This window comes from Proteus vulgaris (assembly GCF_033708015.1).
Lineage (GTDB): Bacteria > Pseudomonadota > Gammaproteobacteria > Enterobacterales > Enterobacteriaceae > Proteus.
In genome coordinates, this window is the sequence record NZ_CP137920.1 from 1 (window position 1) to 18,655 (window position 18,655).

Below are 18,655 nucleotides of genomic sequence, written 5' to 3' on the forward strand. Positions count from 1 at the left end.
GTGTCACTTTCGCTTTGGCAGCATTGTCTTGCCCGATTGCAGGATGAGTTACCTGCCACTGAATTTAGTATGTGGATACGTCCCTTGCAGGCAGAACTAAGCGATAATACGCTGGCGCTGTATGCACCTAATCGTTTTGTCTTAGATTGGGTGAGAGAAAAATACATTAATAATATCAACGCATTATTAGTGGATTTTTGTGGCTCAGAAGTCCCTTCTTTACGTTTTGAAGTGGGTAACAAACCCGCATCAGCACGTACTACGGAAAGTATTCCTAAAACCGTTGTACATCCAACAGTGAATACAGCACCAACACATAGTCAGCCCGTTCGCCCTAGTTGGGATAATCAACCGGCATCTCAACTGCCTGAACTTAATTATCGTTCTAATGTTAATCCTAAACATAAGTTTGATAACTTCGTTGAAGGTAAATCAAACCAGTTAGCAAGAGCGGCGGCAAGACAAGTTGCTGATAACCCTGGTGGAGCTTATAACCCACTCTTTTTATATGGTGGAACAGGGCTAGGTAAAACGCACTTGTTACACGCAGTGGGTAACAGCATTATGGAACGTAAAGCAAATGCAAAAGTCGTTTATATGCATTCTGAACGTTTCGTACAAGATATGGTAAAAGCATTACAAAATAACGCGATAGAAGACTTTAAACGCTATTACCGTTCTGTGGATGCGCTATTAATTGATGATATTCAATTTTTCGCTAATAAAGAGCGTTCACAAGAAGAATTTTTTCATACCTTCAACGCATTGTTAGAGGGTAATCAGCAAATTATTTTAACCTCAGACCGTTATCCTAAAGAGATTAATGGTGTTGAAGATAGATTAAAATCACGCTTTGGTTGGGGATTAACGGTTGCTATTGAGCCACCTGAACTTGAAACCCGAGTGGCGATTTTGATGAAAAAAGCGGATGAAAACCAAATTCAGTTACCTGACGAAGTGGCCTTTTTTATTGCTAAAAGACTTCGTTCTAACGTCCGCGAACTTGAAGGTGCATTAAACCGAGTAATTGCTAACGCAAACTTTACAGGTCGTGCGATTACTATCGACTTTGTCCGTGAAGCATTACGTGATTTGCTCGCCTTGCAGGAAAAATTAGTCACTATCGATAATATTCAAAAAACGGTTGCTGAATATTATAAAATTAAAGTCGCTGATTTACTGTCAAAGCGGAGATCGCGATCGGTTGCCCGTCCGAGGCAAATGGCAATGGCGCTGGCGAAGGAATTAACAAACCACAGCTTGCCTGAAATCGGGGATGCCTTTGGGGGTCGTGATCATACAACTGTACTTCATGCATGTCGAAAGATAGAGCAATTGCGTGAAGAAAGTCATGACATCAAAGAAGATTTTTCTAACTTAATCAGAACATTATCATCCTAGCGCTATGAAATTTATCATTGAACGTGAACAGCTTCTTAAGCCGCTACAACAAGTAAGTGGCCCTTTAGGTGGTCGTCCAACCTTACCTATTTTAGGTAACCTATTGCTTAAGGTAACGGAAAATACCTTATCACTCACTGGAACAGACCTTGAAATGGAGATGGTGGCAAGAGTTAATCTTAGCCAAGCTCATGAAATTGGCGCCACAACTGTTCCTGCGCGTAAGTTTTTTGATATTTGGCGTGGGCTACCAGAAGGTGCTGAAATTAGTGTTGAGCTCGACGGTGATCGTCTATTAGTGCGCTCAGGTCGTAGCCGTTTCTCCCTATCAACATTACCGGCATCTGATTTTCCTAATTTAGATGACTGGCAAAGTGAGGTTGAATTTACTTTGCCTCAAGCAACATTAAAACGTCTCATTGAGTCCACTCAATTTTCAATGGCGCATCAAGATGTACGTTATTACCTCAACGGTATGTTGTTTGAAACTGAAAATACAGAGTTACGCACAGTTGCAACAGATGGACACCGTTTAGCCGTGTGTTCAATGGACATTGGACAATCTTTACCAGGGCATTCTGTTATTGTTCCTCGTAAAGGTGTCATTGAGTTAATGCGTCTACTTGATGGTGCGGGTGAAAGTTCACTGCAACTGCAAATCGGTAGTAACAATATACGTGCACATGTGGGTGATTTTATTTTCACTTCAAAGTTGGTTGATGGTCGTTTCCCTGACTATCGTCGTGTATTACCGAAAAATCCAACCAAAACAGTGATTGCGGGTTGTGATATTCTTAAACAGGCATTTTCTCGTGCTGCCATTTTATCGAATGAAAAATTCCGTGGTGTGCGTATAAACCTGACCAACGGGCAATTGAAGATTACAGCAAACAACCCTGAGCAAGAAGAAGCAGAAGAGATTGTTGATGTTCAATATCAAGGTGAAGAAATGGAAATTGGCTTTAATGTCAGTTACCTCCTTGATGTACTTAATACATTGAAATGTGAAGAAGTTAAGCTTCTGCTAACAGATGCGGTTTCAAGTGTTCAAGTGGAGAATATGGCAAGTTCTGCTGCTGCTTATGTTGTTATGCCAATGCGTTTATAATAGTCATTAATATGATTTTATCCCGTTTATTGATCCGTCATTTTAGAAACATTGAACAAGCGGATCTGCCATTAGCGGATGGCTTTAATTTCCTTGTTGGACCTAACGGGAGTGGTAAAACAAGTATACTTGAAGCGATTTACACCTTGGGTCATGGGCGTGCATTTCGTAGTTCTCAAGCTAATCGCGTGATCCAGCATGATGAAAATGAATTTATTCTTCATGGGCGCTTAAGTGGGCTAAATGAAGAGAGTCGTGGCTATGCGATAGGATTAAGTAAAGATCGCGAAGGCAATAGTACTGTACGTATTGATGGCAGCGATGGTCATAAAATTGCAGAGTTAGCAAAGTTGTTACCCATGCAATTAATAACACCTGAAGGTTTTACACTACTGAATGGTGGCCCTAAATATCGTCGCGCTTTTATTGATTGGGGTTGTTTTCATAATGAACCTCGATTTTTTGCTGCATGGTCAGATTTAAAACGTGTATTAAAACAACGTAATGCAGCACTGAGGCAAGCTACGTCTTATCGACAACTGATGCCTTGGGATAAAGAACTTATCTTATTAACAGAACAGATAAGTGAATGGCGATCTCAATATACCGAAGATATCGCTAAAGATATTGAAGAAACGTGTCGCCTGTTTTTGCCTGAGTTTTCGTTGAAAGTGAGTTTCCAACGAGGGTGGGATAAAGAAACAGATTACGGCGAGTTGTTAGCACGTCAATTTGAACGTGATAAAATGTTAACATATACCTCACTTGGTGCTCATAAAGCAGATTTACGTATTAGAGCAAACGGCACACCAGTAGAAGATATGTTGTCACGAGGCCAGCTCAAGTTGTTGATGTGTGCTTTGAGACTGGCACAAGGTGAATATTTCACTCGTAAGAATGGGCAAAGATGCCTGTATCTGCTCGATGATTTTGCTTCTGAATTAGATGCAAGTCGGCGTCAGTTGTTAGCCGAGCGTCTAAAGTCTACGCAAGCTCAAGTGTTTGTCAGTGCGATAACACAAGGGCAAGTGAAAGATATGCTAGATGTAAATAGCAGGCTATTTAGCGTAGAACGTGGCAAAATAGAGGTTAAACCATAGGAATAAAGCGAGAAACGTTGATGTCGAATACATATGACTCCTCAAGTATCAAAGTATTAAAAGGGCTGGATGCGGTGCGTAAGCGCCCGGGGATGTATATCGGGGATACAGATGATGGAACCGGTCTGCATCACATGGTCTTCGAGGTGGTCGACAACGCAATCGACGAAGCCCTCGCGGGTTTCTGTGATGAGATAATTGTCACTATCCATTCAGATAACTCCGTCTCTGTTCGAGATGATGGTCGTGGAATTCCAACCGGCATTCACCCAGAAGAGGGTGTCTCAGCGGCAGAGGTTATTATGACCGTTCTGCATGCGGGGGGTAAATTCGATGATAACTCCTATAAAGTCTCTGGTGGACTTCATGGTGTAGGGGTTTCTGTTGTTAATGCGTTGTCTGAAAAACTTGAACTGACAATCCATCGTGATGGAAATATCCATCAACAAATTTATCGTCATGGTGTGCCTGATGATCGTTTAAAAGTGATTGGCGATACTGAAAAATCAGGGACATTTGTACGCTTCTGGCCAAGCCTTGAAACCTTTAAAGGCGAGACGGAATTCCAATATGACATTTTAGCGAAACGCCTTCGTGAATTGTCTTTCTTAAACTCAGGTGTTTCTATCCGTTTAATTGATAAACGTGATAACCGTGAAGATCATTTCCACTATGAAGGCGGTATTAAAGCATTCGTTGAATACTTAAGCCGTAATAAAACGCCAATTCACCAAAATGTATTCTATTTCTCAACTGAAAAAGATGGCATTGGTGTGGAAGTGGGCATGTTGTGGAATGATGGTTTCCAAGAGAATGTTTACTGCTTTACTAACAATATTCCACAACGTGATGGTGGTACACACTTAGTTGGTTTCCGTACTGCAATGACACGTACGTTAAACAACTATATGGATAAAGAAGGGTTTAATAAGAAATCGAAAATCAGTGCGACGGGTGATGATGCTCGTGAAGGTCTGATTGCGGTTATCTCTGTTAAAGTGCCTGATCCTAAATTCTCATCACAAACAAAAGATAAACTGGTTTCTTCAGAAGTGAAAACAGCAGTAGAGACGCTGATGAATGAGAAGCTGGTGGAATATCTGTTAGAAAATCCAAACGATGCGAAAATTGTTGTCGGTAAAATCATTGATGCGGCACGTGCTCGTGAAGCAGCGCGTAAAGCACGTGAGATGACACGTCGTAAAGGTGCATTAGATTTAGGTGGCTTACCGGGTAAGCTAGCGGACTGTTCTGAACGCGATCCTGCTTTCTCTGAACTGTATTTAGTGGAAGGGGACTCTGCGGGTGGCTCTGCAAAACAAGGGCGTAACCGTAAAACACAGGCTATTCTTCCGTTAAAAGGTAAAATCCTCAACGTTGAGAAAGCGCGTTTTGATAAAATGTTGGCTTCTCAAGAAGTCGCAACGTTAATCACTGCATTAGGTTGTGGCATCGGTCGTGATGAATATAACCCAGATAAACTGCGTTATCATAGCATTATCATCATGACGGATGCGGACGTCGATGGTTCTCACATTCGTACTCTGTTACTGACATTCTTCTATCGTCAAATGCCAGAAATCATCGAACGTGGCCATATCTTTATTGCTCAGCCGCCACTTTACAAAGTGAAGAAAGGTAAACAAGAGCAATACATTAAAGATGACGACGCAATGGACGAGTATCTGATGTCGATCGCGCTTGATGGTGCCGCCCTTTATGTGAGTGAACACGCACCTGCAATGCACGGTCAACAGCTTGAAAAACTGGTTGTTGATTACCATGCAGCGCACAAGATCATTCGTCGTATGGAGCGTATCTATCCACTTAGCATGTTAAACAGCTTGGTGTATCACTCAACGCTGACAGAAGATGCGTTATCTGATAAAGCTCAAGTTGAAGAGTGGATGAGTGGTTTGGTTAACCGCTTAAATGAAGCGGAAGATCAAGGCAGTACTTATAGCTACACCATTGCTCAAAACGATGAAAATCGTCTGTTTGAACCTGTGCTACGTATTCGTACCTATGGTGTGGATACAGACTACAAACTGGATTATGACTTTATCCACAGTAGCGAATATCAGCGCATTACGCATTTAGGTGACATTATTGGTAACCTAATTGAAGAGGGTGCGTTTATTGAGCGTGGAGAGCGTCGTCAGCCAATTTCAAGCTTTGAAGAAGCGCTTGAGTGGTTAAACAAAGAATCACGTCGTGGTCTTGCAGTACAGCGTTATAAAGGTCTTGGTGAAATGAACCCTGAGCAGTTATGGGAAACGACCATGAACCCAGATACACGTCGTATGATGCAAGTCACAGTAAAAGATGCAATTGCAACCGATGAATTATTTACCACCTTAATGGGTGATGCGGTTGAACCTCGTCGTGCCTTTATCGAAGAAAATGCGCTGAAAGCGGCAAATATTGATATCTAATTTAAATTAGATGAGATAAAAAAAGCGGCACTGTGAAAACGGCGCCGCTTTTTTGTTGGTATAACAATCACGCTTATCCGCGTTGTCCGATCAAACGGCACAGCATTTCTGTTACTAAATAACTTTTCTCAAATGAGCTAACAGGTAAGAACTCAAAGCGAGAATGGAAATTTAATGCGCCTGTAAAGTAGTTAGGTGTGAGCAAGCCTCGCGCTGAAAGTGCAGAGCCATCTGTACCTCCTCGCATTGGGATCACATTAGGTTGAATATCTAATCGTTTTAATGCTTCAAATATAAGTTCGATAGCGGTGCGATCTTCCCCAATTGAATCACTGATATTGCTATATACATCGATAATTTCATAATCGATTTGTGCACGAGGATGACGAGCGCGTATTAACTCAACAGATTGTGCAATGTATTGCTTACGGGCTTCATAACTTTTTTTATCAAAATCACGGATAGCCATTTTAATCACCGCATTATCAGGGTTGGCGATTAAATCAGTGACATAGAAATAACCTTCACGGTGTTCGGTGTGCTCGGGTGTATCAAAGCGGTCAAAGCAGCCAATAAAATCATGTGCGACACGAATTGGGTTTAATAATACGTTTTTCGCGGACATTGGGTGTGCAGTAACACCTTTTACAGACACATTAATGGATGCCGCATTAAAGGTTTCATACACGACTTCCCCTAATGCACAGCAATCAATGGTGTAAGCAAAATCAACGTTGAAGCGAGATAAATCCATCAGTTTAGAACCGCGCAATCCAATTTCTTCATCAGGTACAAACGCAACATAGATATCACCACAATCAAAATCAGCATGTTGAAGTTTATCCATTAACTCCATAACAACGGTGATCGCTGCTTTATTATCAGCACCTAATACGCTTGTACCATCACTGAAGATAATTTCTTCACCAATATAAGGCTCGGCTTCAGGGTGTTCTTGAGCTTTAAACCAGATATTCTTTTCTTTATTTAAGCAGAGATCTTTCCCTTCATAACGCAGTGTCTGAGGGTGAATATCAGGTGAAATACCGACATCAACCGTATCAAGGTGAGCAACAAACCCAACTTTAGGGGCATTGGGTTTAGTTCCTGGTCTCATTGCATATAAAATGGCATGTGAATCGATATAGATATCTTTTAATCCATAAGTTTCTAGCTCTTTAGCCAGTAACTTTGCTAATTCAAGTTGCCCTTGTGTGCTTGGCACCACAGAAGCAGATGCATCACTTTGGCTTTCAATTGCCAGATAACGGAAGAAACGCTGTTCTAACTTTTTACCTAGGGTGTTCATTATCATTTTGTTCCTAATACAGTTATTTTTATAAGCATAAGTTATGATGCGGGTTGCCATGTATATCCACTGTCAAAACCGAGAGGAATATCGAGTCCCCAGAAAATAAACAGTGTCGTCGTTAATACAATAAGCAAGCCAATAGTGAAAGGGATCATCATTGAGCACAGTGTACCGATACCCGCCCCTTTATAGTATTTTTGGCAATACATCAATATGAGTGGGTAGAATGGGAACATAGGTGTACTCACATTCATTGCAGAATCACTGACACGGAAGGCAGCTTGCGTTAATTCAGGTGAAATTCCGACAGCCATTAACATTGGCACTAATACGGGAGCAATAACCGCCCATTTTGATGTTGCTGAGGTGATCATGATATTTAAAATCGCAGTCAGCAAAATGACACCTAATACCGTCATGCCAGAAGGCATATTAAGCGTGCGCAGTAACTCTGCCCCAGATAATGCTAATAAAGTTCCTAAATTTGAGTGTTGAAAAGAGTAAAGGAACTGAGCCGCAAAAAAGGCAAAAACGATAAATGGGATCAGCGATTTAGTGATATTTTCCATTGCTTTGACAATATCTTTTGTGGAAGCAAAAGATTTGGTCATATAGCCATAGATTAAGCCGGGTACAGAGAAGAAGATAAACAGTAAAGGCACCACAATTTGCATAATAGGGGCTTTAGGGCTGGTTAAACTGCCTTCTGGTGAACGTAATGGTGACGTTTCTGGTAATAACAGTGCAAATAAACCAATTCCCATCAGCACAACTGCCCAACCTGCAAAACGGAATGCGCGTTTTTCTATTGGTGTGATTTCACCTAACTCCGCATCTTTGGTATCAATACCTGAAGAGACGGGGCAGTTTTTATTTAACCAAGGCTCTACAATTTTTTCAGTGATATACCAACAAGTTAAAATAACGCCAAACGTTCCGCCTACGCTAAAAAAGTAGTTACATAAAACGTTAACGCTATATCCTGGAGCCATAATTTGCGCTGCTTCTTGGGTAAAGCTTTGCATTATTGGGTCAATAATCGAAGGTGTATAACTTGCTGTAAATCCACCCGCTAAACCTGCAAATGAAGCGGCAATACCTGCTAAAGGATGACGACCACTTGCATAGAACATCATCGCTGAGACTGGCATAAGGATCACGTAAGCGGAGTCGGAAGCTAAGTGCGCAACAATACCAACAAAAACCACCGTTGGTGTTAGCATTTTAGGAGAAATAAGTGACAGCATTTTTTTTAAAGCCGTTTTAATAAAACCGCTGCTTTCGGCAATACCAATTCCTAATGTTGCAACAATCGTTATTCCAAGTGGAGGAAAGCTAATGAAATTTTTTACTGCACTTGTCACAAATAATATGATTTCTTCATATTGAAACATATTAATAACGGTGATTTTCTCTTTAGTTACTGGGTGGAAATAATCAAAATGTACAAAAGAGAGAAAAAAAGAAAATATCCAGCAGATCACTAAGGCGTAAACGAACAACATAGTAACATCAGGCATGATATTACCAATGCGCTCGACTCGGTTTAAAAAACCTTTTTTATTGGGTTGTGTTTGTGTTGTCATATTTATAATGCATCTTTTTATAAAAGTAATAAAAATCACCTTAAATAAATGGCAATGCAAAGTAAATTTATTTTTAAATAATAAGGCGTTACTGCGATCCTTATAAAAGAAAGAGAGAAGGAATAATATATTAGGAATTATTATATTTAGGTTTTTATCGTCATTACTTTTTAGTTATTAAAAAAGGCTTTATTTATTTTTACACTCTATTTTGAATAAAAATAGGTGAATTATGCTGAGTAATCGAACTGAATTCTTTAGCATTATTTTTGAAAATATTGTGGGAAATGTATTTTATACAGAGCGATAAAATTAAAAAATAAATAAAATATGAAAAATTAAAAAATAGTTTTATAAGAAAAGGAAAGGCGAATAAATAAGAAATAAAACTAATGAGTCTTGAGTATAAGAATATCAACCATTTCCATTTTTAAAAATGGTCGATATTCTAAATAATGAAGATTAACGCAGAATATTCAACATACGACGTAAAGGCTCGGCAGCACCCCATAACAGTTGGTCACCCACGGTAAAGGCTGAAATAAATTCCGGCCCCATATTCAGTTTACGAATACGACCTACTGGTGTGCTTAATGTACCTGTGACTGCCGCTGGTGTTAATTCACGCATAGTGAGCTCACGATCATTAGGAATGACTTTTACCCAATCATTATGGCTTGCAAGCAACTGTTCAATCTCAGCAACAGGTAAGTCTTTCTTCAGTTTTAAGGTGAATGCTTGGCTATGGCAACGTAACGCACCAATACGAACGCAAAGGCCATCAACAGGAATGATATTTGAGCCTGTATTGAGGATTTTGTTAGTTTCTGCTTGCCCTTTCCACTCTTCACGGCTTTGACCGTTTTCTAATTGTTTATCAATCCAAGGGATCAAGCTACCTGCTAGAGGAACACCAAATTGTTCGGTAGGCATCGTACCGCTGCGTGTAAAGTGAGTGACTTTACGTTCAATATCTAAGATTGCAGATGCTGGATTTTCTAGCTCTTTAACCACTTGATTATGTAAAGAGCCCATCTGTGACAGTAGCTCTCTCATATGGCGAGCACCCGCCCCAGAAGCCGCTTGATAAGTAGAGACGCTTGCCCATTCCACTAAATTGTTAGCAAACAGACCCCCTAAGGACATCAGCATTAAGCTCACGGTGCAGTTACCGCCGACAAAGGCTTTAATGCCTTTATTTAGACTGTCTTGAATATGCTGTCCATTAACAGGATCGAGAATAATAATGGCGTCATCATTCATACGCAGTGCTGATGCGGCATCAATCCAGTAACCTTGCCAGCCTGCTTGGCGCAGTTTTGGATAGATTTCATTGGTGTAGTCACCCCCTTGGCAACTAATGATAATATCGAGCGATGCTAAGGTATCAATGTCATAAGCATCTTGCAGAGTACTACGGTGATTACCGTAAGCGGGTGCTGCTTCACCTAATTGAGAGGTGGTGAAGAAAACAGGGTTTATCCCATCAAAATCACGTTCTTCAACCATTCTTTGCATTAAAACGGAGCCGACCATACCACGCCAGCCCACAAAACCAACATTTTTCATTGTAATTACCCTGTCTTTATCTGTAGGAATAGTGAGAGACCTCACACTAACCTGACAAAATATAGAGATAGGTGCAAGTGAATTTATTGATTAATTACCAAAGAATTAGAAGTGTTTCTTATAGTCTTCGTAGAGTTAACAAAAGAAAGCCACAGAACGAACAAATATCAATGAGTTGTTAAAAAAGAAAATACACTGAACATAAAAGTGTAAGAATATTCTGCTATATCTTATTTTCTTTTTTAGGATAAATAAAAATATATTCTTGTTTAAGAAAATAGAGTAAAAATAGAAAAATGTAAAATAGTGTAATATATAAGAAAAACGTATTTACTTAGAGATGACTTCACGCTTTATACTGAAAGTCACTATTCACTAGATGATGTATTTTCATAAATAAAAATAATGATGAATGTTCTTCATTTAATCTGAATTTTACTTTAATTAAAAGACACTGGGAGGCGAAGATGGATATATCTACATTCATTCCATTATCTACATACTACTCATATTTAAAACGGTTTGTGATCTCGCCAACCACGATGGGTACTATCGCGCCTTCATCTCGTTGGTTATGTTATGAAATGTTAGATAAACTCAATTGGCAGCAGGATCTTCAAGTTGCCGAGTTAGGGGCTGGCACAGGGGTGATTACTCAACAGATCTTAAAAAGAATGTCGGTAAATTCATCATTAGATGTTTTTGAAATAGAGCCCAGCTTTGCAACAGAGTTAGATAAAATTAATGATGATCGATTACAGGTTTATACTGCATCAGCAGAGAAATTAAATAGTCATTATAATATGATTATTTCAGGGTTACCTTTTTTATCTATTCCTAAAAAAACAGGTTTAAGAGTTTTAAAACGGGTACATAATGAGTTATTAAAAACGCAAGGTTGTTTTGTATTATTCCAATATACAACTCGATATGAAAAAACGTTATCTCGTTATTTTCATTTAGAAAAAAAATTAGTTATTCGGAATGTTCCCCCTGCTTGGGTTTATTATTGCACGCCAAAAAATAAAATAGGGTAAATGTAAATCTTACTCGACGTTTATATTGTAAATGACAACTAATAATAGATGTTATTTATTTAGATAATGTTTGAGCAAGCAAAATAATATTCTTTTCAATTTCAATAGGATCATGAGCAGCATATCCTAATAATACACCTTGTTTTGGATAAGTTTGAATGCAATAACGTGATAAAGGCTGTATGGCTAATCCAATTTCTCGTGATTTTTTCACAATATATTCTTCTGTATAGCCAGCTTGTAACCAGCAGACAATATGGATACCAGAATCTGTCGGTTCAACACTGAAAATATGAGATAGATGTGTTTTTATGGCATGAGTGAGTACTTGATAACGTTCATAGCAGGCTTTTCGTATTCGTCTAACATGGCGTGCATAATGCCCTTGAGAAATAAACAACGCTAATGTTGCTTGTTCTAAAAAACCAGAATGTGAATCGGTGTAATATTTGGCCGCTTTAAATGTATCAACTAAAGGTAAAGGAACCACTAAAAAGCCTAAACGAAATCCAGGATACATCATTTTTGAGAATGTACCGGCATAAATAACGCGCTGGTATTTATCTAAACCTTGTAGAGATTGAATAGGTTTAGAGTGATAGCGAAACTCGCTATTGTAGTCATCTTCGAAGATCCACACATTATTAGATGATGCCCACTCTAATAATGCAATACGGCGTGAAAGTGAGAGTGTATTCCCTAAAGGAAATTGGTGTGAAGGGGTGGTAAAAACAAGTTTTGTTTCAGGGCATTGCGCTATTCCTTGAGAAATATCCATTCCATCACTATCTGAATTTATTGGATGTGATTTTATCCCATAAGACGTAAAGATCCCTCGTGCACTATCATAACCAGGATCATCTAACCAAACGGTATCTCCTTCTTTTAATAATACTCTGGTAGTGAGGTTAATTGCTTGTTGTGTTCCATTTACAATAATGATTTGTTCAGGTTGGCAATATAGACCACGCGTTGATTGCATATAGTGGCATATCATCTCTTTTAATGGTGTATAGCCTGTTGGTGAATTAAATGTTGCGAGTGCTTTTTTGGATTGTCGCCAAACTCGCCCTAATAATCTTCCCCAAAGTTCATGTGGAAAAAGATCTACACACCCAACACCAACATGAAATATTGGATGACTATTGATATTAGGTTGTGATTGTTGCCAAAACGCTTGTGCTTTTTGCATATTGGGGTTTAGCGTTTTTCGTGGGCTTTCAATTGATGGTGAAGAAGGTGAATAGGGGGTTTTGAGCCATTTATCCGAAATAATAGCATCAGGAATTGTGCTTGCAACAAAAGTACCAGCACCACGTCGAGTAAATAAATAACCTTCATCGATTAAACGTTCAAATCCGGCAATAACAGAATTACGGGAGATCGACATCATTTCGGCTAAGGTACGGCTGGAGGGGAGACGACTGCCTGATGTTAAGCGCCCATCTAAAATCGCTTTTCTAATTGCGTGATACACCTGAGAACCAATAGGTCCTTCTTCTAAAACAAGGTTAGGAAAATAAGCTGTTTTTTTCTGTTTCATAAAGTGGATCCTATAAAAACACAAAAAGTGTACCTTATTGAGAACCAAAATTAAACGTACCATGACTACGGTTAAGGCCAGGTAATGCCTTTTTAGAGGAAATATAAAAGTAGAAGGAAGTGAAGAGATGAGCACAACACCAATCACTGTTTCAATTCAGTTTGTTGAACAAGCGCATTATGCTCAATGGTTGCCACATTGGTTAAGTTATCAAGCATTTTATCAAGTTGAATTATCAGAAGAAATTACATTAAAAACGTGGGCACGCTTTTTTGATGAAAAAGAGCCTATTTATTGTGCCGTCGCGATGGAGGGCGAAAAGGTATTGGGTTTTGTTCATTATCTTTTTCATCGCTCAACATGGGCTGAAAGTGATTTTTGTTATTTAGAGGATTTGTTCGTTTCACCTGATACTCGTGGCCGTCATGTAGGTAAACAATTAATAGAGTTTGTGAATCAACAAGCTAAACAGCATGATTGTGCTCGTTTATATTGGCATACGCAGGAAACCAATTTACGTGGTCAGCGCTTATATAACTGGGTGGCAGAAAAACCAGGTGTGATTGAATACCGTATGGCGCTATAAAAGAACGTTGAACAGATAGGGTATAAAAGAGAGGGCAAGATTTACTCTCTCTTTTTTGAGTTAGGGTTATTTATTCGATGTAATTTGGGTTAATTAAACGCTTGTTGGCAATAAAACTCATTGCCAACTTTTTTTGCTTCTTCACAAGCTTGTTTCATTAATTCGTCCGCTTTTTGTTTATTGGGTTCAATAATATGATATTGACCAGAGAACATGAAAGAAGCCATTGCTTGAGCAAATCCTTCAAAAGTCATTTCGTTCGCTTTTGCAAACCACATATTGGCTTTTTCAGTATCTACGGGGATATTTCCCACTCCGCTATAAAGAACACCTAACCAAATTGGCGCGTAAACAAGTTCGGGTTGATGAGTCGCTGCGGCTTCTTCTAATAATGCAATTGCTTTTTTATGATCTGTTTCACCAGATAAAGGTGCTATCAGCGCTGTTGCTAAACTTATTTTTCCTCTTGCGCTTCCTTTATTTTCTGCGATTGTTGCTAATTTTCTCGCTTCAACATAATGATTTTTAAAATAAGGATCCGTAGTGACTGCTCCCCGCCGTAAACGGCGAGGCTTCCCACTTCTCAGACCGCAACCCTCTGTACGACGGATTTACGCGGGTCTCCATGGGCTGAAACGACGCGTCCCGCCGCGTGTAATTCCAATATGCCCTTGTGTCGGATATTGATTGCCGCATTGATATCTCGGTCATGTTCAACTCCACATTTAGGGCATTGCCAGATACGCTTATGTAGTGGCATTTCTGACATTTTATGACCGCAGCAATGACAGGTTTTCGAACTGGCAAACCATTGATCCAGTTTTACCAGATGGACGCCTTTTTCTGCGGCTTTATATTCCAGCTTTGTGATAAAACCATGCCAGCCTGCATCACCGATAGCGCGAGCCAGACAGTGGTTTTTCATCATATTCGCCGATTTCAGTGTCTCTACAATTACCGCTTGGTTTTCGTCAACAATTGCACGAGAGAGTTTGTGTTGAAAATCAGCACGGGCATTGGCTACCCGTTCGTGTACACCTGCAAGCTGTATTCGGGCTTTACGGCGATTAGCACTCCCCAGTGTGATACTTTTCAGCGCCCCCGTCATTTCACGATGTAAACGCGCTTCAATCGGTGCGATTTTCGGGATTTTTATCGCGCCATCAATGACTTTGATCCCGACACAATGATAGCTAGATTGTCTGCCATGCTTACTTTTAAACGTGGGAAAACGGGCTTTTAGTTTCGGATTAAAAAAGTTGGAGAAAGCCACGTCAAGGTTAATCACCGCCTGCTGCAATGCAATAGAATCATATTCTTTAAGCCACCCATATCTGCGGGATTTTTTCGCCACGGCAAGCAGCGGTTTAAGGTCTTTACGCCGTGCCGCTGGTAAGCGTCTTTCTTGATGTGCAGCGCTTTGTTGTACGCAAAACGAACCGCACCGAACTGAGCGTTGAGATATTCAGCCTGTTCTGGTGTTGGGTAGATGCGTACTTTTGTTGCTCTTAACATCATCAGCGCTCATTGATATAATGTTTTTATTTTAACATGTTATGGCAATATATCAATTGAGTAATCATAATGATTTACTGGCGGAATTCCTCAGAAAGCGGCACAGTGTCAGTAAACTGGTCGTGCATCTGATCTTTACGACAAAGTATCGACGTAAGCTATTTGACGGACAGATGATCGCTCAACTGCGTGATGCATTTGACTCCGCTGCGGCAAAACTTGAATGCGAAATTATTGAGATGGACGGAGAGCCTGACCATGTGCATCTGCTGGTTGCTTACCCGCCAAAACTGGCGGTCAGTGTGATGGTCAACAATCTGAAATCAGTATCGTCGCGCCTGCTGCGCCAGCAAAACACACATTTACGGACACAAAGTAAAACGGGACTTTTGTGGTCAAGGTCGTACTTTGTCTGTAGCTCCGGAGGGGCAACGATTGAAACACTCAGAGCCTACGTTCAGAGCCAGTCAACGCCTGATTGATCTTTAAAGCCCTGCGGGCTTTTCGCCTTATATCCCCACCCGCACTGGGCGAGGGTTTACGACGTTTTTCGCTAATAAAGGTCGAAATATATTTAATAAATGTCATTTAGAGTACCGAGTGTAATGATTTTGAAAATCTTACCAATAATAATGGTATAAAAGCAGTTTATTTTTTCGACTTAATCAAATAAATAGCAGTATTGGGAGAGCAATATGGCGATTGACCTTAGCAATCTTGTCACTGAAAGTAGAAATCATAACAGTGAAAATATAGACACACTTTCAACATTAGAGATGCTAAAAGTTATTAATAATGAAGATAAAAAAGTGCCATTAGCTGTCGAGAAAGTGTTACCTGAAATTGCTCAATTAGTTGATAAAGTTGCCATTGCTTTTTCTTTAGGTGGTCGTCTTATTTATTGCGGAGCCGGTACTTCGGGACGATTAGGGATTTTAGATGCCAGTGAATGCCCTCCAACTTATGGCACACCTCATGACATGGTGATTGGTTTAATTGCGGGGGGGCATAAAGCCATTTTACAAGCTGTCGAAAATGCAGAAGATAATATTCAATTAGGTGAACAAGATTTACGCCAACTTAATTTTAATGAGAAAGATATTTTAGTGGGTATTGCGGCAAGTGGTAGAACACCGTATGTAGTCGGTGCTTTACAGTATGCAAAATCATTAGGTGCAACAACAGGGGCGATCAGCTGTAATCCAGAAAGTTCGATTGCTAAACTTGCTGATATTGCCATTACACCGATTGTGGGTGCTGAAGTTATTACCGGTTCATCACGTATGAAAGCCGGCACGGCGCAAAAACTTATTCTTAATATGATCACGACAGGTGCGATGATCAAAATGGGTAAGGTGTTTGGTAACTTAATGGTGGATGTTGAAGCGACCAACGCTAAGCTTGTAGAGCGTCAAATTCGTATCGTTATGCAAGCCACTGAGTGTGAAAGATCTGTCGCTGAAGCGTCATTGTCACAATGTCAGCGTCACTGTAAAACGGCGATTTTGATGATTTTAGCGGGGGTAGATGCACTTCAAGCCGCCCAGATGCTTAATCAAAATAAAGGATTTATTAGAAAGGCGTTGGGTGAGTGATTAAATCGTTTTGGTTTTCTCACATTATTTAATGTACATTTTAGCTGTGCAAATTTTAATCTGCAAAATAAAATGAGAAGCCTTTTATAACAAAAAAGCCAGCAAATACAAGGTATCGACTGGCTTAATGATGGGCTGTAAACCGCTAAGAAATCTTACTCAATATTTTGGATCTGTTCACGCATTTGTTCAATTAAAACTTTTAATTCAATGGCTGAATTGGTGACTTCAGTATTAATTGATTTTGATGCTAATGTGTTGGATTCGCGGTTAAATTCTTGCATCATAAAATCAAGACGGCGACCTACGGCTTCTTTTTTAACGAGAATTTTGCGTGTTTCTTTAACGTGAGCTTCTAATCTATCCAGCTCTTCAGCAACGTCTAAGCGTTGTGCTAACATCACTAACTCTTGTTCTAAACGATTATTATCGATTTGAACCTGTGCTTCTTCTAATTTGCTGGTTAAGCGTTCACGTTGCCATTGTAAAATTTCTGGCATTTGTGCTCTTACTTTAACCACTTCTGTGCTAACCGCATCTAAACGTTGTTCAATAAGCGTTTTGAGGGCTTGCCCTTCTGTTTCACGGCTTGCAATAAAGGCGTCGATCGCCAGATCTAATTCAGCTAAAAGTTCTGTACCAATCGCATCTAGATCTTGTTCTTGTGCTGAAATAACACCCGGCCAACGTAAAATATCAAATGGGCTAATTGTGCCTTCATGACTGTGGCTTTTTACCCAATTGGCAGAAACAATCAGTTGTTTTGCGAGATTTTCATCAAGATTAAGTTCACCTTGAAAGCGAGCATTAAGATCAAAACGTAAGTTACATTCAATTTTACCGCGTGTTAAGCGATTACGTAGACGTTCACGAATAACAGGCTCTAAACTACGTAATTGCTCAGGTAAACGAATATAAGTTTCAAGGTAGCGTTGGTTCACGGAACGCAGTTCCCATGCGGCGCTACCCCAGTCTTTTTTAATATCTCGGCGAGCAAATGCGGTCATGCTTCGGATCATAATAGGGTCTCAATAGTGTAAAAGATGATACGATTATAACCCTAGGCATCGATACAGGATAGGCATAAGCCATTTTAGGTCGTATAATGCGCCCCCAATATGTCAGAGAAAGCGGAGATAACACCATGCGTCCAGCAGACAGACAAGCAGACCAAGTACGTCCTATTACCATTACTCGTCATTATACAAAACACGCTGAGGGTTCTGTATTAGTCGAATTTGGTGATACTAAAGTCTTGTGTAACGCCACTGTAGAAGAGGGTGTACCCCGTTTTCTTAAAGGACAAGGGCAAGGTTGGGTGACCGCGGAATACGGTATGCTTCCTCGCGCAACAAATAGTCGTAATGCACGTGAAGCGGCTCGTGGTAAACAAACGGGTCGTACTATGGAAATTCAGCGCTTAATTGCACGCTCATTACGTGCCGCTGTTGATTTAAAAGCATTAGGTGAATTTACCATCACAGTTGATTGTGATGTTATTCAAGCCGATGGGGGTACGCGTACGGCCTCTATTTCTGGTGCTTGCGTCGCATTAGTTGATGCTTTAAATAAAATGGTTGAAGAAGGTAAGCTGAAAAAAAGCCCTCTTAAATCAATGGTCGCTGCTGTATCTGTGGGGATTGTTGATGGTGAACCATTATGCGACCTTGAATATGTTGAAGATTCTGCTGCAGAAACAGATATGAATGTGGTGATGATTGATGATGGTCGTATGATCGAAGTTCAAGGTACCGCAGAGGGCGCACCCTTTAGCCATGAAGAATTACTTGCTTTACTCGCCCTTGCAAAAGGGGGATTAGAGAAAATATTTGAAGCGCAAAAAGAGGCGCTTAAGCAATAAATTTTAT

The 18,655-nt window shown here is 40.0% G+C and carries 16 protein-coding genes and 1 pseudogene; 9 read left to right on the forward strand and 8 right to left on the reverse strand.

What is annotated here, in order from left to right; translation table 11 throughout:
• Genes dnaA through gyrB form a run of 4 tightly spaced genes read left to right on the forward strand, consistent with a single transcriptional unit; the run spans nt 1 to nt 6,044 of the window.
• Nucleotides 1-1,401 (forward strand): chromosomal replication initiator protein DnaA, encoded by a 1,401-nt coding sequence (dnaA, locus tag SB028_RS00005; RefSeq protein WP_069367355.1) that lies wholly within the window; start codon nt 1-3, stop codon nt 1,399-1,401.
• A gap of 4 nt (nt 1,402-1,405) precedes the next feature.
• Nucleotides 1,406-2,509 (forward strand): DNA polymerase III subunit beta, encoded by a 1,104-nt coding sequence (gene dnaN, locus SB028_RS00010; protein WP_069367354.1) that lies wholly within the window; start codon nt 1,406-1,408, stop codon nt 2,507-2,509.
• Between the two features lie 11 nt (nt 2,510-2,520).
• Nucleotides 2,521-3,609 (forward strand): DNA replication/repair protein RecF, encoded by a 1,089-nt coding sequence (gene recF / locus SB028_RS00015; RefSeq protein WP_069367353.1) that lies wholly within the window; start codon nt 2,521-2,523, stop codon nt 3,607-3,609.
• A 20-nt stretch (nt 3,610-3,629) separates the two neighbouring features.
• Nucleotides 3,630-6,044 (forward strand): DNA topoisomerase (ATP-hydrolyzing) subunit B, encoded by a 2,415-nt coding sequence (gene gyrB, locus SB028_RS00020; RefSeq protein WP_069367352.1) that lies wholly within the window; start codon nt 3,630-3,632, stop codon nt 6,042-6,044.
• A gap of 73 nt (nt 6,045-6,117) precedes the next feature.
• Here gyrB and pepT read toward each other — a convergent pair whose 3' ends face one another.
• The 3 genes from pepT to asd all read right to left on the reverse strand — a co-directional run bounded on the left by pepT (nt 6,118) and on the right by asd (nt 10,511).
• Nucleotides 6,118-7,356 carry a peptidase T gene (pepT, locus tag SB028_RS00025; RefSeq protein ID WP_171729902.1) on the reverse strand — a complete coding sequence of 413 codons (1,239 nt, stop codon included), beginning with the start codon at nt 7,354-7,356 and terminating at the stop codon, nt 6,118-6,120.
• A gap of 38 nt (nt 7,357-7,394) precedes the next feature.
• Nucleotides 7,395-8,942 carry an AbgT family transporter gene (locus SB028_RS00030; RefSeq protein ID WP_069367350.1) on the reverse strand — a complete coding sequence of 516 codons (1,548 nt, stop codon included), beginning with the start codon at nt 8,940-8,942 and terminating at the stop codon, nt 7,395-7,397.
• A 462-nt stretch (nt 8,943-9,404) separates the two neighbouring features.
• A complete protein-coding gene (gene asd / locus SB028_RS00035) occupies nt 9,405-10,511 on the reverse strand; it encodes an aspartate-semialdehyde dehydrogenase (RefSeq protein ID WP_069367349.1) in 1,107 nt (368 codons plus the stop codon).
• 467 nt (nt 10,512-10,978) lie between these two features.
• Here asd and SB028_RS00040 point away from each other — a divergent pair, with 467 nt between their 5' ends.
• On the forward strand, nt 10,979-11,548 hold the full coding sequence (locus SB028_RS00040) for a class I SAM-dependent methyltransferase (protein WP_069367348.1): 570 nt from the start codon (nt 10,979-10,981) through the stop codon (nt 11,546-11,548).
• Nucleotides 11,549-11,603: 55 nt separating this feature from the next.
• Here SB028_RS00040 and SB028_RS00045 read toward each other — a convergent pair whose 3' ends face one another.
• A complete protein-coding gene (locus SB028_RS00045; protein ID WP_069367347.1) occupies nt 11,604-13,091 on the reverse strand; it encodes a PLP-dependent aminotransferase family protein in 1,488 nt (495 codons plus the stop codon).
• 127 nt (nt 13,092-13,218) lie between these two features.
• Between SB028_RS00045 and SB028_RS00050 the strand changes: the two genes are divergently transcribed.
• The gene (locus tag SB028_RS00050) at nt 13,219-13,677 is read left to right on the forward strand and encodes a GNAT family N-acetyltransferase (RefSeq protein ID WP_069367346.1); all 459 of its coding nucleotides are present in this window, start codon (nt 13,219-13,221) and stop codon (nt 13,675-13,677) included.
• Nucleotides 13,678-13,766: 89 nt separating this feature from the next.
• On the opposite strand, the gene SB028_RS00055 is transcribed toward SB028_RS00050, so the two are convergent.
• The 3 genes and pseudogenes from SB028_RS00055 to SB028_RS00065 all read right to left on the reverse strand — a co-directional run.
• Entirely contained in the window at nt 13,767-13,991 is a 225-nt protein-coding gene (locus SB028_RS00055; RefSeq protein WP_248620822.1) for a hypothetical protein, read from the reverse strand.
• Nucleotides 13,992-14,260: 269 nt separating this feature from the next.
• Nucleotides 14,261-14,785 carry an RNA-guided endonuclease TnpB family protein gene (locus SB028_RS00060; protein WP_318860151.1) on the reverse strand — a complete coding sequence of 175 codons (525 nt, stop codon included), beginning with the start codon at nt 14,783-14,785 and terminating at the stop codon, nt 14,261-14,263.
• Between the two features lie 93 nt (nt 14,786-14,878).
• Nucleotides 14,879-15,192: pseudogene (locus SB028_RS00065) on the reverse strand (helix-turn-helix domain-containing protein); the annotation flags it as partial.
• A 56-nt stretch (nt 15,193-15,248) separates the two neighbouring features.
• Here SB028_RS00065 and tnpA point away from each other — a divergent pair.
• Together tnpA and murQ are read left to right on the forward strand one after the other, a co-directional pair.
• Nucleotides 15,249-15,674: an IS200/IS605 family transposase gene (gene tnpA, locus SB028_RS00070; RefSeq protein WP_318859716.1), complete on the forward strand. Its 426-nt coding sequence runs from the start codon at nt 15,249-15,251 to the stop codon at nt 15,672-15,674.
• 213 nt (nt 15,675-15,887) lie between these two features.
• Nucleotides 15,888-16,787 (forward strand): N-acetylmuramic acid 6-phosphate etherase, encoded by a 900-nt coding sequence (gene murQ, locus SB028_RS00075; RefSeq protein ID WP_069366913.1) that lies wholly within the window; start codon nt 15,888-15,890, stop codon nt 16,785-16,787.
• A gap of 155 nt (nt 16,788-16,942) precedes the next feature.
• Here the strand turns inward: murQ and SB028_RS00080 are convergent, their stop codons facing one another.
• Nucleotides 16,943-17,806, reverse strand: a complete 864-nt coding sequence (locus SB028_RS00080) for a YicC/YloC family endoribonuclease (RefSeq protein ID WP_069366896.1) — start codon at nt 17,804-17,806, stop codon at nt 16,943-16,945.
• A 125-nt stretch (nt 17,807-17,931) separates the two neighbouring features.
• Here SB028_RS00080 and rph point away from each other — a divergent pair, with 125 nt between their 5' ends.
• A complete protein-coding gene (gene rph, locus SB028_RS00085) occupies nt 17,932-18,648 on the forward strand; it encodes a ribonuclease PH (protein ID WP_069366895.1) in 717 nt (238 codons plus the stop codon).
• Nucleotides 18,649-18,655 lie beyond the last annotated feature (7 nt).